General features: G+C 36.4%; 20 protein-coding genes. 3 read left to right on the top strand and 17 right to left on the bottom strand.

Translation table 11 applies throughout. The features are described from left to right. Positions 1-91: 91 nt before the first annotated feature. From BMY56_RS15950 to tamL, 15 genes are all read right to left on the bottom strand, one after another. Complete coding sequence (locus tag BMY56_RS15950; protein ID WP_091626492.1) at positions 92-1,069, bottom strand: YpdA family putative bacillithiol disulfide reductase; 978 nt, start codon at positions 1,067-1,069, stop codon at positions 92-94. Then, positions 1,066-1,716 carry a ribulose-phosphate 3-epimerase gene (gene rpe / locus BMY56_RS15945; protein ID WP_091626489.1) on the bottom strand — a complete coding sequence of 217 codons (651 nt, stop codon included), beginning with the start codon at positions 1,714-1,716 and terminating at the stop codon, positions 1,066-1,068. Before rpe ends, BMY56_RS15950 begins: the two co-directional genes overlap by 4 nt. 95 nt (positions 1,717-1,811) lie before the next feature. After that, positions 1,812-4,925 carry a VPS10 domain-containing protein gene (locus BMY56_RS15940; RefSeq protein WP_245737253.1) on the bottom strand — a complete coding sequence of 1,038 codons (3,114 nt, stop codon included), beginning with the start codon at positions 4,923-4,925 and terminating at the stop codon, positions 1,812-1,814. A gap of 66 nt (positions 4,926-4,991) precedes the next feature. Next, entirely contained in the window at positions 4,992-5,213 is a 222-nt protein-coding gene (locus tag BMY56_RS18940) for a VOC family protein (protein ID WP_245737252.1), read from the bottom strand. Then, the gene (locus tag BMY56_RS18935) at positions 5,198-5,476 is read right to left on the bottom strand and encodes a VOC family protein (protein WP_245737250.1); all 279 of its coding nucleotides are present in this window, start codon (positions 5,474-5,476) and stop codon (positions 5,198-5,200) included. Before BMY56_RS18935 ends, BMY56_RS18940 begins: the two co-directional genes overlap by 16 nt. 11 nt (positions 5,477-5,487) lie before the next feature. Then, positions 5,488-8,124 (bottom strand): c-type cytochrome, encoded by a 2,637-nt coding sequence (locus BMY56_RS15930; protein ID WP_091626487.1) that lies wholly within the window; start codon positions 8,122-8,124, stop codon positions 5,488-5,490. A gap of 50 nt (positions 8,125-8,174) precedes the next feature. Continuing rightward, on the bottom strand, positions 8,175-8,627 hold the full coding sequence (locus BMY56_RS15925) for a tRNA (cytidine(34)-2'-O)-methyltransferase (protein WP_091626484.1): 453 nt from the start codon (positions 8,625-8,627) through the stop codon (positions 8,175-8,177). Beyond that, entirely contained in the window at positions 8,627-8,851 is a 225-nt protein-coding gene (locus BMY56_RS15920) for a VF530 family protein (RefSeq protein ID WP_091626481.1), read from the bottom strand. Before BMY56_RS15920 ends, BMY56_RS15925 begins: the two co-directional genes overlap by 1 nt. Before the next feature lie 32 nt (positions 8,852-8,883). Next, on the bottom strand, positions 8,884-10,860 hold the full coding sequence (pulA, locus tag BMY56_RS15915) for a type I pullulanase (protein WP_091626479.1): 1,977 nt from the start codon (positions 10,858-10,860) through the stop codon (positions 8,884-8,886). 254 nt (positions 10,861-11,114) lie between these two features. Next, complete coding sequence (locus BMY56_RS15910) at positions 11,115-11,978, bottom strand: sigma-70 family RNA polymerase sigma factor (protein WP_027067982.1); 864 nt, start codon at positions 11,976-11,978, stop codon at positions 11,115-11,117. A 159-nt stretch (positions 11,979-12,137) separates the two neighbouring features. Next, positions 12,138-14,366: a polyribonucleotide nucleotidyltransferase gene (locus tag BMY56_RS15905; protein WP_091626477.1), complete on the bottom strand. Its 2,229-nt coding sequence runs from the start codon at positions 14,364-14,366 to the stop codon at positions 12,138-12,140. 215 nt (positions 14,367-14,581) lie between these two features. After that, complete coding sequence (gene rpsO / locus BMY56_RS15900) at positions 14,582-14,851, bottom strand: 30S ribosomal protein S15 (protein ID WP_091626475.1); 270 nt, start codon at positions 14,849-14,851, stop codon at positions 14,582-14,584. Between the two features lie 114 nt (positions 14,852-14,965). Continuing rightward, positions 14,966-15,826, bottom strand: a complete 861-nt coding sequence (accD, locus tag BMY56_RS15895) for an acetyl-CoA carboxylase, carboxyltransferase subunit beta (RefSeq protein WP_091626650.1) — start codon at positions 15,824-15,826, stop codon at positions 14,966-14,968. Between the two features lie 31 nt (positions 15,827-15,857). Then, entirely contained in the window at positions 15,858-16,925 is a 1,068-nt protein-coding gene (gene fbaA / locus BMY56_RS15890) for a class II fructose-bisphosphate aldolase (RefSeq protein ID WP_091626473.1), read from the bottom strand. Positions 16,926-16,985: 60 nt separating this feature from the next. Continuing rightward, positions 16,986-19,544: a translocation and assembly module lipoprotein TamL gene (gene tamL, locus BMY56_RS15885; protein ID WP_245737248.1), complete on the bottom strand. Its 2,559-nt coding sequence runs from the start codon at positions 19,542-19,544 to the stop codon at positions 16,986-16,988. 54 nt (positions 19,545-19,598) lie between these two features. Here tamL and BMY56_RS15880 point away from each other — a divergent pair, with 54 nt between their 5' ends. Next, positions 19,599-20,318 carry a TrmH family RNA methyltransferase gene (locus BMY56_RS15880; protein ID WP_091626468.1) on the top strand — a complete coding sequence of 240 codons (720 nt, stop codon included), beginning with the start codon at positions 19,599-19,601 and terminating at the stop codon, positions 20,316-20,318. A gap of 53 nt (positions 20,319-20,371) precedes the next feature. Here BMY56_RS15880 and porT read toward each other — a convergent pair whose 3' ends face one another. After that, the gene (gene porT / locus BMY56_RS15875) at positions 20,372-21,067 is read right to left on the bottom strand and encodes a type IX secretion/gliding motility protein PorT/SprT (RefSeq protein ID WP_091626465.1); all 696 of its coding nucleotides are present in this window, start codon (positions 21,065-21,067) and stop codon (positions 20,372-20,374) included. 48 nt (positions 21,068-21,115) lie between these two features. After that, entirely contained in the window at positions 21,116-21,859 is a 744-nt protein-coding gene (ubiE, locus tag BMY56_RS15870; RefSeq protein ID WP_091626463.1) for a bifunctional demethylmenaquinone methyltransferase/2-methoxy-6-polyprenyl-1,4-benzoquinol methylase UbiE, read from the bottom strand. A 230-nt stretch (positions 21,860-22,089) separates the two neighbouring features. Between ubiE and trkA the strand changes: the two genes are divergently transcribed. Next, complete coding sequence (gene trkA / locus BMY56_RS15865) at positions 22,090-23,439, top strand: Trk system potassium transporter TrkA (RefSeq protein WP_091626460.1); 1,350 nt, start codon at positions 22,090-22,092, stop codon at positions 23,437-23,439. A 1-nt stretch (position 23,440) separates the two neighbouring features. Continuing rightward, positions 23,441-24,934, top strand: a complete 1,494-nt coding sequence (locus BMY56_RS15860; RefSeq protein ID WP_091626457.1) for a TrkH family potassium uptake protein — start codon at positions 23,441-23,443, stop codon at positions 24,932-24,934. The last annotated feature ends 40 nt before the right edge of the window (positions 24,935-24,974 follow it).

Genomic DNA, 24,974 nt, shown 5'->3' with positions numbered 1-24,974 from the left:
TCCATTTGAGGTCACTAGTACAAAAGCCACACATGTAAAAGATGTGGCTTTTAATATTATAGTTGATTTTATAAATTGTGATATTGACTATCTAAGGGGTAACGGATTTTGAGATTATATTCTTAATGATTATTTTAGCATGAATTCGAGAGTTTTCAATAAACCATTTGTGGGTTTCCATTCCGCCGCAAATAACTCCGGCCAAGTAAAGACCTTTTACATTGGTTTCCATCGTTTCTGGATCGTACTCTGGCAATTTTTTCTCGTCATTACTAATATTGACCCCCAACATTTTTAAAAAACTAAAATTAGGTTTGTACCCCGTAAGCGCTAGAACAAAATCATTGTCAATTTCAACATCTTGGTCTTGTGTAGCTAAAAGTATAGTGTTTTTTGTTATGGCCTTAACGGTAGTATTGTAATAGGCTTTAATACTACCTTCTTCAATTCTATTAACAATATCTGGTCGAACCCAATACTTTACGCGTTGCCCAACTTCAGGGCCGCGAATAATCAATGAAACTTCAGCACCTTTTCGCCAACACTCTAACGCAGCATCAATAGCTGAATTACTAGCACCTATAACGGCTACTTTTTGACCTGAGTAGTAATGTGGATTGTCATAATAATGAACCACTTTATCCAAATTTTCGCCGGGTACATTCAATAAGTTAGGAATGTCGTAAAAGCCTGTAGCAACTACAATTTGTTGAGCGGTATACGTGTTTTTTTCAGAAGTTATGATAAAGGTTTCATCATTTTTTTTAACGTCCTCAACTTTTTCAAACAAATGAATATTCAACTTGTTAGACGTTACTATACGTCTATAGTATTCTAAAGCCTCGTCTCTTTTCGGTTTAGCTTCTTTACTAATAAAGGGAATTTCATCGATTTCCAGTTTTTCTGAAGATGAGAAAAACTGCATGTTAGTTGGGTAGTGGAAAAGGGAATTTACAATAGGCCCCTTTTCTAAGATAAGGTAGCTAAGGCCATTTTTCTTTGCTTCTAAGCCACATGCTATCCCTATAGGTCCTCCACCTATGATAACGACATCAAATCCAGTTTTCATCCCTTTAATTCTTTTATTGTTTTTATTGGATCTGTACTTTTAAAAACAAAGCTACCTGCAACTAATATATCGGCACCTGCATCAACTAATTTTTGTGAATTCGCTGTGGTTACACCTCCATCAATTTCTATTAAAGCAGATGAATTTTTTCTTTGGATTAAAGCTTTTAAAGCTTTAACCTTTTCATACGTATGTTCAATAAATGATTGTCCGCCAAAACCAGGATTAACACTCATAATCAATACGACATCAATGTCTTGAATGGTGTCTTCTAACAGCATTATATTGGTATGCGGATTTAAGGCGACACCAGCTTTCATACCATGAGCTTTAATGGCCTGCAATGTTCTATGTAAATGAGTACATGCTTCATAGTGCACCGTTAATATGCTGGCTCCTAAATTGGCAAATTCTTCAATGTAACGGTCGGGGTCTACAATCATTAAATGCACATCTAGTGGCTTCGTGGCACTTTTTTGAATTGCCTTTACCACAGGCATACCGTATGAAATGTTTGGAACAAAAACGCCGTCCATAACATCGATATGATGATACTCTGCTTCACTTGCGTTCACCATTTCTACATCACGCTGAAGGTTTCCAAAATCTGCAGCTAAAAGTGATGGTGCTATACTTGGCTTTTTCATGTTATATTCCCTTGAAATTGTTTACAAAAATAAGGATTCTGTTAAACCTTCAAGGTAAGGTTTAACAGAATCCTTTCTCTTATATTTATTCTATTTTATTCTAAGAGTGTTAAACCATTCTTATTTAAGATAGGATTTACCTTTGTCTTATACTTTTCCACAACATTGTTTAATCTTCCTAATTCTACATCTAGCTCTGCAGATAATTCTTCAAATACTTTGTATGCGCCATTTGTAGGTTTGGCATCACCAGATTCAACACTTCTTCTCAACGAAGCTAATCTGTTGTTCAGTTTTATCGGAAAGTTCAATGGATCTTGTCCAGACTGATTTTTAACCTGATAAAGCGCTTCTTCAACTTCTGATAATTCATTTAAAAATGGAGTTACGGTTTTGTTGTAATCGTTTTGATCAATTTTATCTTTTGAATCACTGAATGTTTTTTTGATTTTTCGAATTTTAATAACCGCTTCATTGGCAGCAGTAGTTTTACCCATTATTTTATTTGACAATTCGAACTGCTCATCTAAATCTTCTTTAGTGATTCCTTTAAGGTTTGGATTTATTTCTAAGTCAAATGAGTATGTTTTTTCATAATCTCCCGACTTCATTTTTACTTTATAAGTACCTAAAGGTGCTTTTGGGCCTCTTGCAGGCCTTGCACTCCAAATGATCATACCATCAAATGTTGTCGCTCCAGGATACCTAAGGTCCCAAGTAAATGTGTTGATGCCTTTTGCGGTTGTTGGTTTAGATGAACCGCCACGTAACCAATACGGTAAATTTGGGTCAACTTCATATTTAGGTTTACTACCTGTAAAGGTGTTTATTAAGTTGTCGTTGGCATCATAAATTTCAAAAGTGATCGTATCTTTTTGGTCTTTTAGATAGTATTGAATAGATGCATCGGTTAACCCTCTATAAGTATTGCTAGGTTGAAATAGTACTGCTTCTTGTTTGGCCATTTCTGGAGTGAACTGTCTTAGTGGTTGAATGTCATCTAAAATCCAAAAACCTCTACCGTGGGTTCCTAAAACAACATCATTATCTTTTATTACTAAATCTCGTACGGGTGTGTCAGGTAATTTTAATTGTAGACTCTGCCATAATTCACCATCATTCATGGAAAAATAAACGCCATGCTCTGTGGCTAAGAATAGAAGACCTTCTTTGACCGGATCCTCGCGAACAGCTCGTGCAAAATGACCATCTTTGATTCCATTGGTAATCTTTGTCCAAGTTTTACCATAATCATGGGTTTTAAAAACATAAGGTTGTCTATCATCTACTTGATATCGGTTGGCAGCTACGTATAGTGTACCCGGGTTGTGGATAGATTCGTCAATAATGCTGACTCTTGAAAATTTAGGTAAATCTTTAGGGGTGATGTCTGACCAATTTTTGCCGCCATCTCTAGTGATATGTATTTTTCCGTCATCTGAGCCTGCCCAAATCGTATTGATGTCATGATTAGATGGAGCAAGTGCAAATACTGTCGCGTAAATTTCAGGTCCGTTCATATCCATGGTAATAATTCCACCGGTTTTTCCTAATGTAGAAGGGTCTGCATAGGTGAGATCCGGACTAATTTTTTCCCATGATTGTCCGTCATCGGTTGTTTTCCATACGTGTTGCGAGCAGGTATACATTACCTTAGAATCTTGTGGAGCGAACATAATAGGGAAGGTCCATTGCCAGCGTTCTGGTAATGCACTGGCAGGTTCTCCTGAGAAAAACCGTGGATATACTTGAATGTCTCTTGATTGTCCGTTGCTTCTATCATATCGCGTTAAAAGAGCACCTTGACTACCTGCATAGAAAATATCTAAATTCTCTGGGTGTTGGGTAATCCAACCACTTTCACCTCCACCGACAGCATAAGCCCAGCCATCACCAAGACCGCGTGCTAGCATATGCTCCCAATCATCACTTGGCATAGCTATAGTACTATTGTCTTGTTGTGCACCTGCAACATGATACGGAATATCGTTAGTTGCCATTACATGATATAATTGGGTAGTAATATAATCTTCTTCTGTCCAAGTTTTTCCACCGTTGATGCTGACGATACCTCCACCATCATTGGAAGAAATCATACGCTCCGGATTATTAGGGTCAATCCATAAATCATGGTTATCGCCGTGCGGAACTTTTATTTCGGTATCAAAAGTTTTACCCCCATCTGTTGATTTCCAGAAATCAACATTCAGTCCGTAGACAATATCTTTATCGAAGGGATCAGCATAAATTCTAGAATAGTAAAAGGCACGTTGTCGCAGTTTTCTTTCGTCATTCGTTCTTTCCCAAGTTTTACCTGCATCGTCAGAACGAAATACACCACCTTCATTAGCTTCGACAATTGCCCAAACACGGTTTGAATCTGCCGGAGAAACGGTCACTCCAATTTTTCCTATCGGGCCTTCTGGCATACCAGGATTTTCTGTTAAATCTGTCCAGGTCTCGCCAGCATCTGTAGATTTCCATAATTTACAATCTGGTCCGCCGCCCCACATTTTCCAGGCTTTTCGTTGAACCTGCCATGTGCTTGCATACAGAACTTTAGGATTATTTCGGTCGATGATTAAATCTACTGCACCGGCTTTATCGCTAACATAAAGTGTTTTCTTCCATGTATTTCCACCATCTATACTTTTAAAAACCCCACGTTGTTCATTATCACCATAGGGGTGACCAAGAGCAGCAACATAAACAATATCAGGATTTGTTGGATGAATTCTAATTCGAGATACCGCTTGGGTTTCTTCAAGTCCTAAATGCCTCCATGTTTTACCGCCATCTTTAGTTTTATAAACACCATCACCTTGTGTTATACTACCGCGTAATTGTACTTCACCCATGCCGATATACACAATATCAGGATTTGTTTCTGCGATGGCTACTGCACCAACAGAAGAACTTGTAATTTGGCCGTCTGTAACTGGTGCCCATTCATTACCACCATCGGTAGTTTTCCAAAGTCCGCCACCTGTAGCTCCAAAATAATATTCATTGGGTCTGCCAGGGCTACCAGCCGAACCTAGTGAACGACCGCCACGAACGGGTCCAATATTTCTCCATGATAAATTTTCATAAAATTCTTTAGCTAGGGGAACTGAAGAATTCGTTTTGTCTGATTTTTTTTGAGCAAAACTTGTGCTAAAAATGGATAACACAAATACAAGAAAGAGATAGCGTAGCTTCATAGTCATAAAATTGAAATTTGGTTGGTATACTAAAAGTTGGAAAATAAATAAATCTAGTTTGAAAATAATAATTTAATCTGCTAATGCTAAGAGATTGTTCAAATTTAACGGCTTGGTAAACATGTCAATCTCACCTAAATTATTAAGCGGCCATTCTTCTTTTGGGCGATCCCAATAAAGTTCTACTCCGTTGCCGTCTGGATCATCAAGGTAAAGTGCTTCTGAAACACCATGATCTGCAGCGCCTGTAAGTTGATATTCAAAATCATTGAGTCTTTTTAAGATTCGCCCCAAACCTTTTTTGTGGGGTATAGAATTGCTGTATGGTAAAGTCCGACGCCATGTTTTGAAGCACGTGGTGCATTCTTACTTTCCCATGTATTTAGACCAATATGATGATGGTAGCCGCCAGCTGAAATAAAGGCAGCTTGGTCACCATATTTCGTGGTAATTTCAAAACCTAGTATCTCGCAATAGAAATAAATGGATTGATTTAGGTCAGATACTTTTAAGTGTACATGACCTATTCTTGTTTGATCAGGAATTTTGTATTTCATGAAATTTTAAACTATTCTTTTCCAGTATATATCTTATGATTTTCATCTCCACCGGCAATGATGTATGCGAATAAATCTGCGACCTCTTGCTCATTTAATCTATTCAATAAAGCTGGTGGCATTGGTGATACCGGTGATAGCTCTTTTTTTAGAATGGCACTCTTGGCAATGCTAACGGTGTAGCTTTCGTTGAACGGATTTGGCATTATCACGATAGAATCGCCAGCTTCAGATTTTATTCGCCCAGCTAGTTTTGCGTCGTCTTTTAAATGAAAAAGAGTATTTGCATATTGGTCTGAAATTTCATCGTTCGGACTATAAATAGCGAACATCAAATCATAGGTACTGAATTTTGTATGTGCTTGAGTAAGATCAGGACCTGCAGCACCACCTTCACCACGCATTCTGTGACACAATACACAGTTTGCCGAAGCAAATGCTCTTTTACCAGCTTTTATATTGCCTATGTAGTTATCTAAGCCGCCCCAAACGACATCGCCCATATTTTCGCCGGTGTAATTTTTACCAGGTCCAAAAGGTTGCGGTAAATCTGCCACTGCGCTAGTTGGAGAGTATACTCCGGAAATTTCTTGAAAATAATCTCTTTCTTTTTCTGGAACATGAGACAGGGCCCGTTGCCTTACATTCTCCATATAGGCTTTAAAGCTCATACCACCCTTAGAACCTAACACATCAAAATACCAAGAAAAATAACGCGTTCTTAAATCTTTGTTCCATCCATTTTTGGCATTGCTTAATAGCATACCGTAATAAATAGCTTCACTTGGCGGCATTTTAGCGATAACATCTCTAATTAATGGTCCGTATTCTTCGCTACGCATGGTGGCTTCATTAGATAGCATTTTAACACCCTCAGTCACTGTTTTTTGCTCTGTATGATATTCGAGTCTCTCTACAAGTTTTTTAACTATACCGTCAGCTTCTAGATATAAAAGTATTTGAGCCAATTCTTTGCTTATTGCACTTTCCGTTGCAGGAAATAAAGGGCTTAAAATCTTTATAAGTTTTTGTTTCTCGCTCATATTTGGCATTCCCATTCTAATAAAATTTAGAGAATAGGTGCGAAGTAAATCCATCTGCAATTCAGCATCTAAAGTGGTAATGGGTATCGTCATTAATTTTTTTAAAATCAATGATTGAAGTTCCTTATCGCCCTGATGATTTAGAGCAATACTACTTTCAATAATTTTTCTATAGTCGGCTTCCTTTTTATAATCGTCTAACCAAGAGGTAATAGGTTGATGTTCTAAGGCAATTCTAGAGGCGTATCGCATAAATCGGTCCTTATCGGCTAAATGTTCCCATGCCAATTCTGTGCCTTCTGGAGAAACTGTTACATGGTACTCTTCTATTTGTTTACGCAGATTTCGTTCTTGTGTATTATTTAAATTTACCTGAGAGGTAACGGTTGTATCTTCACCTGTATATCGCAGACGGTAAAGGCGAGAATCCAGTCGACGACCGCCGGTTGCAAAATATAAATTACCATCATTACCAGCAATCATATCTGTTAAGGGTAGGGGCGTTCCTGATAAGAATTCTTCCCTTTTGGCTTCGTACGAACTTTCTTTCTCAATTAAATCAATAAAATAAACGGTACCAAAACTCCAATCCATTACCAGTAGTCCGTTTTTGTATCTCTGAGGAAAATTTAATGAAGAGGTTGATAAAACTGCGGTTGGTGATCCTTGTTCTAAATTATGCACGGCAGGTAAATTGTCTGGATAATAGGCAGGCCATTTTCCAGATCCTGTTCGCCAGCCGTATTCGCTACCACTAGTAACATGGCAAATTCTTGTAGGTCTATACCAAGGCATACCAATATCCCATTCCATGTCTGCATCATAGGTGAAAAGTTCACCGTCAGCATTAAAAGCAATATCAAAAGGATTTCTAAAACCTGCAGAAATTAGTTCAAAAGATGACCCATCAGGATTAAATTTTGTTATCCATCCACCTGGTGCCTTTATGTCATTTGCATGGCCTCTTGCATCTAAATACGGAGTGAACAAATTATCTTCTCCCCAATTAGTCGGAATACGACTGTTTTGTTTTACCCTTTCAGGTATTAAAGTATGGTTGCCGGCAATGAAATAAATCTCTTTTCCATCCGGTGATAATGTAAAACTATGTGGGCCATGTTCTCCACTACCTTCTAATCTAAGAAGCATTTTTACGGTATCTAATTTTCCGTCATTATTTGCATCCGTTATTCGGTAAATACCGCTGCCATTCTCTTGGTCGTCTGAAATTTCGTCATCCCAATTTTTATTAACAGCAACATACAAACTATTAAATGCCCACAGTAAGCCATGTGCTTCCCCAATTTCTAAATCTAAAGGAATTACATCGCTTGTATTGAGAATTTCTCCAATTTTAGGAGTTTTAAATTGATATAATTTACCATACTGGTCACAAGCAAACATTGTATTGTCATTGCCCTGTGCCAATGCTACCCAAGAACCTTGCTCATTATTGCTAGGATGATAAATTTCTTCGAGTGCAAAATCTTTTGGAGTGTTAAATTCGATACTAGTTTCCTCGACTATTTCTTTTTTTTTCTCATTGCAGGAGAATAGTAAACACGTAATGATAAGGATTATGAATCGGTTGGTGGTATTGGTCATGATTTCTGATAATTGGTTACTTAAAGATACAAAGTAACTTAGTGCAATTATCAGTCTAATTGACGTAATCCTTCATAAATTGAAATGGCTACAGCATTTGCTAAGTTTAAACTCCTAATATGTTCGCTGTATAAGGGTATTTTAGCTGTTTTGTCTTGATGTTGTGTTAAGATTGCTTTAGATAGCCCGACAGATTCTTTCCCAAAAACTAAAAACATTTCATCTTTATAATCTACCTGCCAATGGTTACGTTTGGCGGTAGCCGTAAAGAAAATCATTTCTCTATCATGATGTTGCTCAAAGAACGATTCCGCATTTTCGTAAATGATTACGTTTAGGTGCTGCCAATAGTCTAGACCGGCCCGTTTTAGGCGTTTATCACTAAGTTCGAAACCAAATGGCTTAATTAGATGAAGTGTAGATCCTGTGGCAAGTGCCAATCTGCCAATATTACCTGTGTTATTAGGTATTTCGGGTTCTATTAATACAATATTAAAACTCATTATTTTTTAAAGGATTGTAAATATAAATGCTCCACTTTTTCTCGTGCCCACGGTGTTCTTCTAAGAAATTTTAAACTGGACTTAATTGATGGATTACTTTTAAAACAGTTGATATTTATTTGTCCTGCCAAATCTTCCCATGTATATTTTTCAGTAAGTTTTTCTAGCATAGTGACTAGTTTAACACCATGAAGCGGATTATTAGGTTGGGTTTCAGAATTCATCAATGTAATATTAGTATGATTATGTAATTGGGTTATTTCTGGAATGCAATGTACATGGATAAGGCGGGAACTTTTATTTTATTTTTTAAGGTTCTTTTACCTTCTAAATCAAAGTTGTCGCCTGAAACACCCTCTTGCCATGTTCCTTTTATTTCATGAAAGATTGTTTTATTTTTCGCGTTATAAATAACTAAAATATTCTTCCAATCATCATTATTGGCATTATCCTTAATAATATATGAAACAATTCCATCTTTAACAGTCTGAAAATTTAAATTATTTACTACATCAGCGGCATTTTTCATATAGAATGCTGGATGGGCTTTACGAAGTGAGATTAGATTTTTGTAATACTCGAATACCTCTTTATGTTCAGTTTTCCAATTCCAATTAATTTGGTTGATGCTATCTGGGAGGTTATAGGAATTGTGTTCCCCATTTTTAGTTCGAAGCATTTCAACGCCTGCATGGAGAAATGGAGTTCCTTGAGAGGTTAAGACGATTGCATTTGCCAATTTATCCATTGCAATAAGTTCTTCGGAATCTGCTTTAGGTTTTGAGATTTTTAATTTATCGAATAAGGTATGGTTGTCATGACAAGAAACATAATTGATAGACTGCCAGGGTTCTAATGCCCATGGAGCATTTGAATAGTTAACTTTTTCATAATCGAGTTGAGGATGTTGAATGGCACCTACAACTCCAAATTTTATAGATTCTTCGGTGTTTTTTGCACCACTTACAAAACCGGTACTTTCATCTTCAAAAACAGAGCCCTTAATACCGTCACGAATATCATCACTAAATGCAGCAATTTGGGGTAATTGCTTCATGTGTTTTTTAAGTGCACGTTTTTCTTCTGGTAAGGGTGAGTCTTTTGCTGTCCATCCTTCACCATATAATAATGCATCGGGATTTATTTTTTTGACCGCATCAGATATTTTATTCATTGTCGTGATGTCATGAATTCCCATAAGGTCGATTCGGAAACCATCAACATGATATTCCTTAGTCCAATACATTACAGATTCTATAATGAATTTTTGCATCATAGCACGTTCAGAAGCTGTCTCGTTACCACAAGCTGCCGCATCGGCATAAGAGCCATCTTTCCAATGTCGATAGTAATAGCCTGGCGCTTCTTGGTTGAAGTTGGCTTCTTCGGTCTTGCCGGTATGGTTGTAGGCCACATCTAGTATAACACCGATGTCATTATCATGAAAGGCTTTCACCATTTGCTTAAATTCCTTAATCCTAACTGCAGCATTAAAAGGGTCTGATGAAAACGAGCCTTCAGGCACATTGTAGTTTTGTGGATCATAGCCCCAATTATATTGAGGCGTATCTAAATTTGTCTCATCAATCGAATAATGGTCAAAAGTGGGTAATAAATGCACATGGGTTATTCCCAATTCCTTCAAATGGTCTATACCTGTAGAAATATTACCAGTCCCTTTTGTGCCTTCCTCGACCAATCCTAAATATGAGCCTGGTAAGGATGAACCTGATTCAGGATGGATGGTCAAATCTCTTATTTGGAGCTCGTAAATAATAGCTTTGTTTAAATGGCTTATTACTGGACCTTTATCTTTTTCCCATTTATCAGGATTTGTAGCGTTCAAATCAAGAACCATAGCTCTATTGCCATTTACCCCAACTGCTTTGGCATACATGCCGGGTGTTTCTTCTAACCATCTCCCATTTATTTTCACCTGATACGTGTAATAGATTCCATCAAGATCTTTGGTTAGGTTTTTTTGCCAAATACCACTTTTAGCAGATTCAAGAGAAAATGTTTCGAAAGAATTAGAATCATTGCCGGTTTTAAATAATCGGAGGGTAACTTCTTCAGCAGTAGGGGACCATAATTTAAATAAGGTTGATTCTTTGGAATAATTGGTCCAAAGGTTTTCATTTACAGGCGTTGGGTAACTGAGAAAATCTGCGTTTTGTTTTTTACAAGAACCTAAAAGCGTGATACTCATTATAAATACAAAGAATTGTTTCATTGATACTTGGCGATAATGTTCTAATATAAGGAAGATTAATTTGAGGGCAATTGTTGGCTGCTATTATTGGTCGAATTCTTTTACTAACTATTATAAATGAAAAAACTCCGGTAATCAGCCGGAGTTTATTCATCAATCAAAAAACGAACAGTCATGATAACTGTTGTTATCGTTAAAATTACAATTAATATGCCATAAAACCAATTTAGGATATATTTAACGTGTAATTTCTATAGCTTGAACGCTAAGGATTTTTAACCCAAATACGTTTTTAATATTTTACTTCTAGAAGTGTGCTTTAATCTTCTAATCGCTTTCTCCTTAATTTGACGCACTCTTTCTCTTGTTAGGTCAAAAGTTTCACCAATTTCTTCAAGGGTCATAGAATGTTGACCTGCAAGGCCAAAGTACAAACGAATAACATCTGCCTCACGCGGAGTCAATGTTTCTAATGCACGCTCAATTTCGGTACGTAAAGACTCATGTAAAAGTTCTCTATCTGGATTTGGAGATTCGCCACTACGAAGTACATCGTAAAGGTTAGAATCTTCACCATCGATAAGAGGCGCATCCATAGATACGTGTCTACCTGAGTTTTTCAAAGATTGTTTAACATCTTCAACGGTCATATCCAATTCTTTTGCGATTTCTTCAGGAGAAGGCATTCTTTCATGCGCTTGCTCAAGAAAAGCAAAAGTTTTGTTGATTTTATTGATAGAACCAATTTTGTTCAATGGCAAACGAACAATACGAGATTGCTCTGCCAAAGCTTGTAATATAGATTGACGGATCCACCATACGGCGTAGGAGATGAATTTGAATCCCCGCGTTTCGTCAAAACGCTGTGCAGCTTTAATTAACCCAAGGTTTCCCTCATTAATTAAATCTGGTAAAGTAAGGCCTTGGTTTTGGTACTGCTTTGCAACTGATACCACGAATCTGAGGTTGGCTTTTGTAAGTTTTTCAAGAGCGATCTGGTCGCCTGCCTTGATGCGTTGTGCCAACTCTACTTCTTCATCAGCGGTAATCAAGTCAACTTTTCCAATTTCTTGTAAGTACTTGTCCAAAGATGCGGTCTCCCTATTGGTGACCTGTTTTGTAATCTTAAGCTGTCTCATTAAAATAAATTAAGTTCAATTTGCATAGACTGCATATACTTATACGTAAAAAACTTCCGAATGTTACAATTGAAGGTAAAAAACTTTGTTTTTCTGTTGAAATGCATAAAAAAAGCCCCAACATATATGTCGAGGCTTACTTTTTAAACTTACAAAGAGTTAATCTCTTCTTGGTTTTCTATCACGGTCACGATCACGATTACGATCGTTTCCACGACGGTCATCTCTTCGTTTGTCATCACGTGGTGGTCTTTCTACAAAACCTTCTGGTTTTGGTAAAAGAGCTTTACGAGAAACTTTCTCTTTTCTTGTTCTTGGATCAAGGCCGAAATATTTCACATCAAATACATCACCCATATTTACCACATCGGTTACATTTTCAGTTCTTTCCCATGCCAATTCAGAAACGTGAAGTAGAACTTCGTTTCCTGGTGCATCCATATACTCAACAACAGCACCAAAATCTAACATTTTGATTACCTTTACTTCGTAAACACTACCTACGGTAGGTTTGAACAATATAGCATCGATTTTTGCCATAACAGCATTAATACCAGCTTGACCTACACCTAAAATTTCAACGATACCTTCTTCAGTTACCGGATCCTCGTTTATAACGATAGTGGTCTCAGTTTCTTTTTGCATCTCTTGTATCACTTTTCCACCAGGTCCGATTAAAGCACCAATAAATTCGTTAGGAATTCTACGCGTAACCATAGTAGGCGCATGTTCCTTAACATCTGCATTTGGTGTAGAAATAGTGTCCGTTATTTTACCTAAGATATGCAAACGACCTTCTCTTGCTTGTTTTAGTGCATTTACTAAAATCTCGTAAGACAATCCTTTTACTTTAATGTCCATTTGACAAGCAGTAATACCTTCAGAAGTACCAGTAACTTTAAAGTCCATATCACCTAAGTGATCTTCATCACCTAAAATATCAGAAAGAACAGCATATTTTCCAGTTTTTGCATCAGAGATTAACCCCATGGCAATACCAGAAACAGGTCTTATCATTTGAACACCGGCATCCATCAATGCCATTGTACCTGCACAAACAGTAGCCATTGAAGAAGAGCCATTAGACTCTAATACTTCAGACACTACACGCACGGTATAAGGGCAATCAGCAGGAATCATTCCTTTTAAACCACGTTGCGCCAAGTTACCGTGACCAACTTCTCTTCTAGAAGTTCCTCTTAACGGTCTTGCTTCACCTGTACAAAAAGGAGGGAAGTTATAATGTAAATAGAAATTTTCTTCACCTTCGTGAGATGGCATATCTATTTTGTTTGCATCTCTAGAAGTTCCTAAAGTTACAGTTGCCAATGCTTGAGTTTCACCTCTTGTGAAAATTGCTGAACCGTGAGTTGATGGTAAATAGTCGATTTCACACCAGATTGGTCTAATTTCATCTGTCTTACGACCATCTAAACGTAAACCTTCATCTAAAGTTAAATTTCTAATCGCAGCTTTTTCAGCTTTTGAATAGTATTTAGAAACTAAATCACCAAAATCGGCTAACTCTTCTTCAGAAAATGTTGCTTTAATTTCTTCTTTGATTTCAGAAAAGGCAGCACTTCGTTCGTGTTTAGCAGAGCCAGCTTTTGCTATAGCATAAACTTTATCATATGCCATATCATGAATCTTCTTCGCTAAATCTTCATCTTCTCTTTCTTCTGCGTACTCACGTACTTCTTTTTTACCGAATGCTTCAGCTAATTTTACTTGTGCAGCACATTGTACTTTAATGGCTTCATGAGCAAATTTTATAGCTTCTGCCATTTCTTCTTCAGAAATCTCATCCATTTCACCTTCAACCATCATTACAGAATCAGCTGATGCTCCAATCATCATATCGATGTCAGACTCGGCTAATTGTGCCCTAGTTGGGTTGATGATAAATTCTCCATTTACACGACCAACTCTAGCTTCAGAGATTGGGCATTCAAAAGGAAAATCTGATAATTGTATAGCAGCAGATGCAGCTAAACCAGCCATAGCTTCTGGCATAACGTTTTCGTCATGAGACATTAACTGAATCATCACTTGTGTTTCTGCATGGTAATCTTTTGGGAATAATGGGCGTAATACACGATCCACTAAACGCATGGTTAACACCTCACCATCACTTGGTCTAGCTTCTCTTTTGAAGAAACCACCTGGGTAACGGCCTGCGGCAGCAAATTTTTCACGGTAATCTACCGTAAGTGGAAGAAAGTCCACATCACTTTGTTTGTAATTGGAAACAACTGTACATAATAACATACATTTTCCTGATTGAACAACAACAGAGCCGTGAGCCTGTTTTGCCAATTTACCGGTTTCGATAGAAATTTCCCTACCGTCGCCAAGGTCTATGACCTCTTTAAATACTTTTGGAATCATAAAATTTGATTAAAATCTGCGTATTGCAGATTTGTTAAACAATGGTCTTTCCGACTAAATTTTCTCTGGTCGGAGTTGTTGTGTTGTTGTGTTGACCAATGAAAAACCGTGTGTAGCTTTTTGTGTTCACCTTTACCAATGATTGGCTAAATCTCCCAAGGCTCGGAGTAATTTAAAAAAAAGGGGATAGTTAACTATCCCCTTTTTTTGCAATATTATTTTCTAATACCAAGCTCTACAATTAGCTCTCTGTATTTTACAATATCATTTTTAATCATGTAATCAAGAAGACTTCTTCTTTTACCTACTAGCTTCACAAGTGAACGCTCAGTATTGTAGTCTTTATGATTTCTTTTCAAGTGACCGGTCAGGTGATTGATACGGTGTGTGAATAAAGCAATTTGGCCTTCTGTAGAACCTGTATTGCCTTCTTTACCGCCGTATTTTTTAAAAATCTCGGCTTTTACTTCTTTTGTTAAATACATTCCAATATTATTTTAAATGATTTTTATGTACGTGATTGATTTTCAATCAGGGCGCAAAGATACTCTTTTTTTGAAATAAGAAACTACTTCAATTCAAGAAAAAATAGACCTTTATTACGACCTAACAGGATTGTTCTGTATTAAATCAATATACAGGTTAACCTTTTTCTTCAAATCTTTTCTATGTGAAATGAAATCCAAGAAACCATGTTCCAATAAAAATTCAGATGATTGAAAGCCTTCAGGCAATTCTTTACCTGTGGTATCTTTAACAATACGAGGACCTGCAAAACCAATCAATGCTCCCGGCTCTGCAATATTAATATCGCCAAGCATAGCATATGATGCTGTTGTACCGCCAGTAGTAGGGTCGGTACAAAGCGAAATATATGGTAATCCAGCTTCTGATAACTGAGCTAACTTAGCAGATGTTTTTGCAAGTTGCATCAACGAAAGTGCAGCTTCCATCATACGTGCACCGCCAGATTTTGAAATCATCATGAATGGTGTTTTCTTTTTAATGGCATAGTCGATACCACGAGCGATTTTCTCACCAACGACACTTCCCATTGAACCACCAATGAATTTAAAATCCATACAGCAAATTACGATGTCTTTACCGAAAGACTTTCCGTATCCTGTTCTAACAGCATCTTTAAGTCCGGTTTTTTTCTGTACCGCTTTCAACCGTTCACTATATTTTTTGGTGTCCTCAAATTTTAAGGGATCTTTTGATGTAAGCTTTTCATCAAGTTCGGTAAACTTGTTGTTGTCGAACAAAATTTCAAAATACTCCTTGCTACCTATTCTTACATGATAATCATCTTCAGGGCTAACATAAAAGTTTTTTGCAAGATCATCAGACTCGACAATTTTGCCTGTGGGCGATTTATACCACAGGCCTTTTGGGGTGTCTTTTTTTTCTTCAGTTGAAGTCTGTATCCCTTTTTCTTTTCTTTTAAACCAAGCCGTCATATCGTCCATTTTTTAGTTATCCTAAAATCTATTATAGCGTATTAACGTTATTTAAATCTTCAAATGCTTTTTTCAAACGTTCTATGAAGGTTACTTCACCTTTTCTTAGCCAAACTCTTGGGTCGTAGTATTTCTTGTTAGGCTCGTCAGCTCCTTTAGGGTTTCCAATTTGTGATTGTAAATAGTCTTTATTGTCTTGTATATAATCACGAACACCCGCTAGAAATGCATACTGTAAATCTGTATCGATGTTCATTTTTATAACACCGTAGCTGATACCTTCTCTAATTTCTTCAACCGTAGAACCAGAACCACCATGAAATACAAAATCAATGTGATTATGTTCAACACCATATTTCTTTGTAATGTATTCTTGAGAATTCTTGAGAATTTTTGGGGTTAATTTCACATTACCTGGCTTATAAACACCGTGTACATTACCAAATGCAGCAGCAATGGTGAATCTTGGACTTACTTTAGAAAGTTCTTCATATGCATAAGCTACTTCTTCCGGTTGCGTATATAGCTTAGAATCATCAACATCTGAGTTGTCTACACCATCTTCTTCACCACCAGTGATTCCTAATTCAATCTCCAAAGTCATTCCCATTTTGCTCATGCGCTCAAGGTAATTTTTACAGATTTCTATATTCTCTTCTAAAGGCTCTTCAGAAAGGTCGATCATATGTGAGCTGAAAAGAGACTTACCAGTTTCAGCAAAATGTTTTTCACTTGCATCTAATAACCCGTCGATCCATGGTAATAATTTTTTAGCACAGTGATCTGTATGTAAAATAACAACAGCACCGTATGCCTCAGCCAATTGATGAACGTGTTTTGCTCCTGCTATAGCTCCTTGTATTGCTGCATTTTGCCCTTCATTTGAAAGTCCTTTACCAGCGTTAAACTGTGCGCCACCGTTAGAAAATTGAATGATTACGGGAGAATTTAAAGTTGCGGCTGTTTCTAAAACGCCATTAATGGTGTCAGAACCTATAACGTTTACAGCGGGTATTGCAAACCCTTTTTCTTTAGCGTAGTTGAATATTGCTTGAACTTCGTCTCCGGTAGCAACGCCCGGCTTAATATTGTGAGCCATAATTTAGTGGTCTTTTAGTTTCTGAAAAAATGAAAAACAAAAGTAATAAAACAATTATATTTAAAACGGATAGTTGATACCTATTTGCAAAACAGAGTTGGCGAAATTATAATCTTTAAACCATCTTTCTGACTGAATTTCAGCAGGGTTGTAGGTTTTGAAACCCAAATCTAATCGAAATAGAAAGTATGTAAAATCGTACCGTAAGCCAATGCCTGTGCCTAGTGCGATATCTTTTAAAGAAGCAACCCCGTCAAAAGTCGCGTCTGGATCTTCAACGTTATCTAAAACATTCCATATGTTACCGGCATCAGCAAAAATAGCACCGTTTATATCACCTACAATGGGGAATCTATATTCAAGGTTTAATGCGAGTTTTAGATTTGCTTCATTGAAATCATTAACTGCGGAAACACTACCAGGGCCTAAGGAATATGGGAACCACGCACGGTTGTCATTTGACCCACCTGCAAAATAACTTCGAACAAAAGGGATGTTGTCAGAGTTGCCATATGGTATTGCAATTCCAAAAAATGCTCGTGCTGCTAAAACATTTGACCGTGATAGATCCCAATATTTTACATACTCAAATTCGTTTTTTATATATTGAGAAAATGGTACACCAAAAACTAATAATTGCTCTTGTTCATTTTTGTTAAAAGGAACGAACGATGAAAAAGCCGATAGAAGATTCCCAGCACTTTCGAGCTTCCATCTAAACTGATAAAAACTGTTATCGATGATACCTGTTCTATTCGTCTTGTTGAAGGTGTAGTTAGTGGCGAAAATTAGATTATTCTCTGTTAAACGTTTTCTTCGCTCTTCAATAAGACTTATATTGTTGTAATCCTCTGTCGTAGAGGTTACTCTTCTATCTTCAATAGCATTGATAAAGCCTGTGGTGCCAGAAGGGATGATTAACTTTGGGTCGGTCGAGTCCGATTCTATTTCAAAAAACTCTGACAATACGGGTTCGGTTTGGTAATTATCTGCAATAGCATCGAGTCTTTCATAGGTGTTGTTGTACACATTAAAAAAGCGGCTACTATTAACATTACGCACATATTGAATGTTTAATAGCTCCACGTTATGGTTAACAAAATCGCTCGGAACCCAATTATAACCCAAAACAGTATTAAAGGTCTGCTTATCTAGGCCAATATTATTTTGAAAACTTGTACCTATCGCGATTCTAGTTTTGGGTAATGTGTAGTTAGGTATTATTTTAGTTGTATTAATAAAGGGAAACCAGATACGAGGAAAATCAAGGGTAATGTCACCGCCAAACTCTGAAAAGTAATTGGCCTGAAAAGTATTGCTGCTTAAAAGTCCATAAGTGCCATCGGCAGAAATACTTAAATTTTCAGCACCTTTAAAAATATTTCTAATAAGTAGGGTAGTGCCTAGGCCAACTCCTAGTCTACGGAGGTTAGAACGGCTAACTTCGAAATTTGTTCCTAATGAATATTTTGATTTTGGTGCCAAGTAAATATTGGTGTTTACCTGATTACCTATACTATCTGCTTCGAAAATAATATTCGGATATTTAAAAATGTTCAGTGCGTTAAGCTGTCTACTTGTTCTTATTTTGTCGACATCCCTGTAAATACTGTCTTTCTTAAAAAATATAGCATTGGCCAATGTCTTTGGCTTTATGTCGAAATTCTTCGAATAGTGAATTGTATAGTCCCTATAATCTATTGTATACAGTGAATCTTTTGTGTTTGTTGAAAGATAGTCTGTATATATATTGATTTTATTGATTTTCTCCACCTTATAGGCCGAGGTGGTGACTTCATTCTCACCCCTGGTTTTTAAATCTCCAATATTTAATGTGATGTTCATTTTCTGATCATCAGCTGTTTTTGTGGTGTCTCTAAGAATATCAAAAGTAATTGAACTCTCCTGAAAATTTCGAATACCATTATTTCTAAAAATACCGGTAAGTCGTTCACGCTCCTTATTAAAATTAGATAAGTCGAACTGTTGCCCTTCCTTAATTATGGAGTTGGCTGAATTTAGAAAATATAAGGAATCAATAGCTGTTGATAAAATATCATTACCAAGAGAATCTATGATATAAGGGTTCCCAAGTTCTATATGGTAATTAATTTTGGCTTTTTTGTTCTGTTTGGTCGTATCAATTTCATAAGTAGTACTATTGGTGAAATAGCCCTTGCTTCGATAATATGCGCTAAGCCTTGCTAAGCTAAGACGCGTTCTAGTCGTATCTAAAACAGTGGGTGCCTCGCCTATATCTTCTAACCAATAGCTCAGGCCTGACACTAAAAACGATTCTCCTAAACGTTCAACTTGTTTAGCCGATAGCAATTTTGTTAATCTCTTTTTTCTGTTCTCCTTTTTATACAACCATGCGTTGAACGATGAATCAGGATTTTCTTTTGCTAAATTGTATAAATTAAGTCTTAAAGGGTAACCAAGTACAGTTGAATTTGGTTTTTGATATATAAGACTTTGAAGTTCTTCGTTGTTAATTTTTATGGAATCTGTATAAATGGAATTTTTTACCACCAAATATTCATCATCCTCAACTTTTTTAAGTGAGTTGCAGGATAGCAAGACTATTGCCAATAGGGATAATAAGCTTAATTTAGCCATGTTGTTTTTGGAGCAAAGTGCCATCCTCATATAAATCAAAAATACATTATTTGAATGGTTGTCAAAAGTGAATTGAAACTTATCAAAAGTCTACAACAAAAAAAATGCCGAAATGAACACGGTCTTTTTGTTGTTGAAGGAAAAAAAACTATAGAAGAGGTTTTGAAGTCTGATATGCAACTGTATAAATTATTTGCGGTAGATTTTGATGATTTTAATACAGAAGGAGTAGAAGTCAATCGAATTTCAAATAAGGAACTTAGCCAAATAAGTAGTCTTAAAAATCCGAATGGATATCTTGGAGTATTCTATATTCCTAAACAGGAACAAAAAGTACTGTCAGACTGGATTTTAGTACTTGATGGAGTGCAGGATCCAGGAAATTTAGGTACAATCATTAGGCTGTGTGACTGGTTCGGCGTGGTAGATATCGTTTGTTCTCCTCAAACTGTAGATTGCTATAACCCAAAGGTGCTTCAAGCGACTATGGGTTCGATTACGCGAGTTCATATGCGATATACAGAGTTAAAAGCGTTTCTGAGTTCTAGCGAACTTCCTATTTATGGAGCATTTATGGACGGTGTTAGTGTCAACGATTTAAAATTGCCAGAAAAAGGAATTCTAATAATGGGAAACGAAGGAAAGGGAATTTCTGATTCTGTTGCTCAATTATGCACTGATAAGTTGGCCATACCTCAATTTGGTGGTATTACAACAGAAAGTTTAAATGTGGCATCTGCAACAGCTATTTTACTACACGAAATTAGAAAATAGCGGAGCCTAACTTTTTAAATGATAGCATTTTAAATTGAGCTAATTGCTAAAATTTATTCAAAAGTAAAATTGATAAAGAGACCTCTTGTTTTTAACGACTCAATATTGCCTGTCCATGGACTATTTGGGTCTTGATCTGGTACAAGTTCATCTGTGATGGCGAAAACACCACGTATGGAAGGAGTAAACTTGAAGTATTCTAAGTAAAAATCAATACCGAAGCCAAGTTCGTAGTTGTACACCCATTTTTTCATTCTAAACGTACCGGAGCTATTGTCGTCAAGGCTTTCTTCGTTACTACCTAGGTTAAGACTTCTTGATCCGCCACCAATTACAAAAGGTTTGAAGTTCCCAAATCTTTTCATGCTGGCTTTAAGTAAAATAGGGAAGTTTATATAGGTAGATTTTACTTCTCTAATAGCATCGCGCTCTTCCTCAAAACCAGTAAAACCCATTAATCTTGAGCCATAATGCAGTCCGGGTTCAAATCGTAAGTCTAAAAACTCATTAATACGCAATTCTCCAATAAGGCCCACATTGAATCCGAAACTTTTGCTAACCAAAATATCGGGAGCATTTTCTTTGTACTCTATCTTAAAATCATATTGATTTAAACCTAAGAAATAACCCCAGTTCAACAATTTCTTGTCTTCGTTTTGCTTATTTAATATGGGGCTTTCGTTGAATTGAGCACTCAACGAAGTAGTCATAGACAATATTGCTAGGCTTATAAAAAACCATTTCTTCATATATCCAGGTTTACGATTGTATGTCATCAAATTAATAAAGCGGACTATCTAAAGCGTAGTACTTGCCTTTTTCGCAATATAAATTGATGCCACCCCAAATGTTTGAGGTTTGTTCGTTACATCTATAAACCCAATTTCGCGTAAAATATTGTTGAAGTTTTCCCCATGCGGAAAAACAGAAGCTGATTCGCTTAAATACCCATATGCAGAATTATCTTTAGAAAACATTCTACCAATAAGCGGAAGAATATTTTTAGTGTAGAATGTATAACCTTGTTTGTAAGGAGTTTTGGTTGGTACTGAGGTTTCTAAAATGACAAGAGACCCGTTAGGTTTTAAAACTCTTAGTATTTCGGCCATGCCTGTTTCAAGAGTTTCGAAATTTCGAACACCAAAAGACACCGTTACAGCATCGAAAGAATTGTCATCGAATACTAGGTTCTCACTATCGCCAACAACCATTTCAATAGTATTGTCGAGCTTTTTATCTTTTACTTTATCCTTACCAACGGCTAACATGCCAGGTGAGATATCAAGACCGATAATTTTTTTAGCACCCGTTTTAACAAGAGCAATTGCTAAATCACCTGTTCCTGTAGCGATGTCCAATATAGATTTTGGATGTTCTTTTTTTAATATTTCAACAACCTTTTTGCGCCATTTAATGTCTATTCCAAATGAAATTACACGATTTAAACCATCATAATTTTTGGAAATAGTATCAAACATTTTAGTTACCTGTTCCTTTTTTCCTAAATCAGAATCTTTATAAGGGGTGACTTTTTTAGACATTGTACGCTTTTTTTTGCAAAGATACGATTTAGGAAAGGCTAATTTTATTTTTAATGAGAGTGGTTATTTCTTAAATGGTTAAAGAACTGGAAATAAGTTTTAAACTAATTAATTTATGTAATTTTGTGCTATAATAAATGCTACGGTTTTCAAGATACTTCTGAGTACGTAATATAGATAAGTGTGGAATTTTTAAAGAATTCTTGATAGTTAGCGGTCTAATAAATTAAATGAAGATTATAATTGCTGGTGCTGGGGAAGTTGGCTTTCATTTGGCTAAGTTACTTTCCTATGAATCACAGGATATTACCTTAATTGATAGCGATAAAGAAAGTCTTGCTTATGCAGATAATCATTTAGATATACGTGTATTAAAGGGTGATGCAACCTCTATAGCAGTGCTTAGAGATGCGCAAGTGCAAGATTCTGAATTGGTTATTGCGGTAACTTCTTCTGAAACTACCAACATTACATTGTGTATGCTGGCAAAACAGTTAGGTTGTAAGCGAACTATCGCAAGAATTTCCAATACCGAGTTTATAAGCAATAAGGAATTATTGCGATTTTCTGAATTGGGAATCGATGAATTGATTTCTCCTGAAGCTTTAGCTGCTACTGAAATTCAAATGCTGCTTAATAAGTCGGCCTTTAATGATACTTTCGAGTTTGAGGATGGTGAGCTAATTATGGTAGGTGTTTCCTTAATAAAATCTGCTCCTTTTGTTGGTAAAATGGTGAAAGAAGCTGCTAATATATTTCCAGAACTACACTTTATGCCTATTGCACTTCAGCGAACAGGTACTCAATATACAGTTATACCGAGAGGAGATACCTTATTTAAAGAAGGGGATCAAGTATATTTCATTACTGTAAAAAAAGGGGTTGATGAACTTTATAAGCTAACGGGTAAGAAAAAGGCTGAAATCAAAAATGTTATGATTTTGGGAGGTAGTAAGGTAGGTTATAAAACAGCCAGAGACCTTTGTGCCAATAAGTTCAATGTTAAGTTGATAGAAAAGAACAAGGAAAAAGCTTTTGATCTAGCAGATGAATTGCCTAATGCCTTAATAATTAATGGTGATGGCAGAAATGTTGAATTGTTAGATGAGGAAAGCATAGAGTCCATGGATGCCTTTATTGCGGTGACAGGTAATTCAGAAACCAATATAATGTCATGCTTAGTTGCAAAATCTAAGAACATAAAGAAGACCATCGCCTTGGTTGAAAATATGGATTATTTTCAACTTTCTCATTCTATCGGGATTGATACCTTGATCAATAAAAAACTGTTAGCTGCTAATAATATTTTTAGACATATTCGTAAAGGCGAAGTAGTAGCCTTAATGCGTTTGAATAATTTAAATGCCGAAATTCTAGAGTTTATAGTTAAAAAGAATTCTAAGGTGACTGGGGCGACAATAAGGGAATTAAATTTTCCTAAAGCAGCAACTATTGGTGGTGTAGTAAGAGATGGTGTTGGTCATATTGCTCTAGGTGGATTCAAAATCCAAGAGGGTGATCGAGTAGTGGTTTGTTGTTTGCCTTCTGAGATATCAAAAATTGAACGAATGTTCCTTTAAAATGCGGCTCAACTTAAGAATCATATTTCATTTAATGGGGTTGCTGTTGCTTTGTAACGGAGGCTTTATGCTTTTGGCGGCGGTAGTAAGTGGTATTTATCAAGATGGTGCTACTCTTAGTATCACGTTAGCATCGTTAACGACCATGTTTGTTGGGGTTTTTTCAATGTATTATACCCGAGGGCATAAGAAAGAAGTAAAGCAAAAAGAGGGCTACATTATTGTTACTTTTGGTTGGATAATTATGTCTATTTCAGGTATGTTGCCTTATCTATTTTCTGGAGCGGTACCTGATGTTACGAATGCTTTTTTTGAAACGGTATCGGGTTATACCACCACAGGAGCCTCTATTATGGATGATATAGAGGTAATGCCAGAAGGTATTCTTTTTTGGAGAAGCCTTACTCACTGGATTGGGGGAATGGGTATCATCGTATTGGCTATAGCTATTTTGCCATTATTAGGAATAGGGGGTATGCAGCTTTTTTCTGCAGAAGCTCCTGGGCCAAGTGCAGATAAATTACACCCTCGAATTACCGATACGGCAAAGCGACTTTGGCTTATTTATTTTGGATATACCATTGCGGAAACAATTCTATTGCAAACAGCCGGAATGTCATTTTTTGATGCTATAAATCATGCAATGGCGACATTGTCTACCGGTGGTTTTTCTACTAAAAATGCAAGTGTTGCTTATTGGAATGATCAACCCTTAATTCAATACATTATTATCTTTTTCATGTTTTTGGCAGGTAGTAATTTTGTGTTAAGCTATTTTGCTTTTAAAGGCAAAGTACAGAAGGTGTTTAAAGATGAAGAGTTTCGATATTATGCTGGATTCGTAATTGTGTTTACGATTATAGTAGCCTTGGTTATCTATTTTAAAGCAAACATAACAGATATGACACCTGGTTACCCTATGGTTTTGGGTAAGGCAGAAAGCTCGTTTAGGCATGCATTGTTTCAAATAGTTTCAGTAATCACTACAACTGGCTTTGTAAGTGCAGATTTTACGCAATGGACCCCCTTTTTAACCATATTCTTTTTTGGGTTGTTTTTCTTAGGTGGTTCTGCGGGTTCTACGGCTGGCGGTATTAAAGTAATGCGTCACATATTGATTATTAAAAACGGTGTGTTAGAATTTAAAAGAACATTACATACTAATGCCATTATACCAGTACGGTACAACAATAAAACGGTAAAGGAGAAAATCGTTTATAACATTATAGGCTTCTTTGTGCTATATATGTTACTCTTTATTATTGGTGCGCTTGTATTAGGTTTTTTAGGTTTAGATTTTGAATCGGCTATTGGTGGCGCGGCATCATCGTTAGGTAATGTTGGTCCGGCATTGGGTAGTCTAAACCCGGTAAGTAATTTTAATAGTTTGCCGGTATTGGCGAAATGGTGGTGTGGCTTTTTAATGTTGGCAGGTAGACTAGAACTCTTTACAGTATTAATATTGTTAACGCCTTATTTCTGGAAACGAACATAAGGAGATAGATAATTGAAAATAAAAAAGTCCCTTTGATCAA

The sequence above is a fragment of the Maribacter orientalis genome (assembly GCF_900109345.1).
GTDB classification, from domain to species: Bacteria; Bacteroidota; Bacteroidia; order Flavobacteriales; family Flavobacteriaceae; genus Maribacter; species Maribacter orientalis.
The sequence above is the reverse complement of the archived record's forward strand: the minus strand, read 5'-3'. Positions and strand labels throughout refer to the sequence as shown.

Coding starts and splice junctions, on each gene's coding strand:
- BMY56_RS18935 (WP_245737250.1), bottom strand. CDS start 5,476: ATGAAATACAAAATTCCTGATCAAACAAGAATAGGTCATGTACACTTA.
- BMY56_RS15910 (WP_027067982.1), bottom strand. CDS start 11,978: ATGAGACAGCTTAAGATTACAAAACAGGTCACCAATAGGGAGACCGCA.
- BMY56_RS15905 (WP_091626477.1), bottom strand. CDS start 14,366: ATGATTCCAAAAGTATTTAAAGAGGTCATAGACCTTGGCGACGGTAGG.
- BMY56_RS15920 (WP_091626481.1), bottom strand. CDS start 8,851: ATGAATTCTGAAACCCAACCTAATAATCCGCTTCATGGTGTTAAACTA.
- fbaA (WP_091626473.1), bottom strand. CDS start 16,925: ATGGCTCACAATATTAAGCCGGGCGTTGCTACCGGAGACGAAGTTCAA.
- porT (WP_091626465.1), bottom strand. CDS start 21,067: ATGAAGAAATGGTTTTTTATAAGCCTAGCAATATTGTCTATGACTACT.
- ubiE (WP_091626463.1), bottom strand. CDS start 21,859: ATGTCTAAAAAAGTCACCCCTTATAAAGATTCTGATTTAGGAAAAAAG.
- rpsO (WP_091626475.1), bottom strand. CDS start 14,851: ATGTATTTAACAAAAGAAGTAAAAGCCGAGATTTTTAAAAAATACGGC.
- BMY56_RS15940 (WP_245737253.1), bottom strand. CDS start 4,925: ATGACTATGAAGCTACGCTATCTCTTTCTTGTATTTGTGTTATCCATT.
- pulA (WP_091626479.1), bottom strand. CDS start 10,860: ATGAAACAATTCTTTGTATTTATAATGAGTATCACGCTTTTAGGTTCT.
- accD (WP_091626650.1), bottom strand. CDS start 15,826: ATGACGGCTTGGTTTAAAAGAAAAGAAAAAGGGATACAGACTTCAACT.
- BMY56_RS15950 (WP_091626492.1), bottom strand. CDS start 1,069: ATGAAAACTGGATTTGATGTCGTTATCATAGGTGGAGGACCTATAGGG.
- BMY56_RS15880 (WP_091626468.1), top strand. CDS start 19,599: ATGGTTGTCAAAAGTGAATTGAAACTTATCAAAAGTCTACAACAAAAA.
- rpe (WP_091626489.1), bottom strand. CDS start 1,716: ATGAAAAAGCCAAGTATAGCACCATCACTTTTAGCTGCAGATTTTGGA.
- BMY56_RS15925 (WP_091626484.1), bottom strand. CDS start 8,627: ATGAGTTTTAATATTGTATTAATAGAACCCGAAATACCTAATAACACA.
- BMY56_RS15860 (WP_091626457.1), top strand. CDS start 23,441: ATGCGGCTCAACTTAAGAATCATATTTCATTTAATGGGGTTGCTGTTG.
- trkA (WP_091626460.1), top strand. CDS start 22,090: ATGAAGATTATAATTGCTGGTGCTGGGGAAGTTGGCTTTCATTTGGCT.
- BMY56_RS15930 (WP_091626487.1), bottom strand. CDS start 8,124: ATGACCAATACCACCAACCGATTCATAATCCTTATCATTACGTGTTTA.
- tamL (WP_245737248.1), bottom strand. CDS start 19,544: ATGGCTAAATTAAGCTTATTATCCCTATTGGCAATAGTCTTGCTATCC.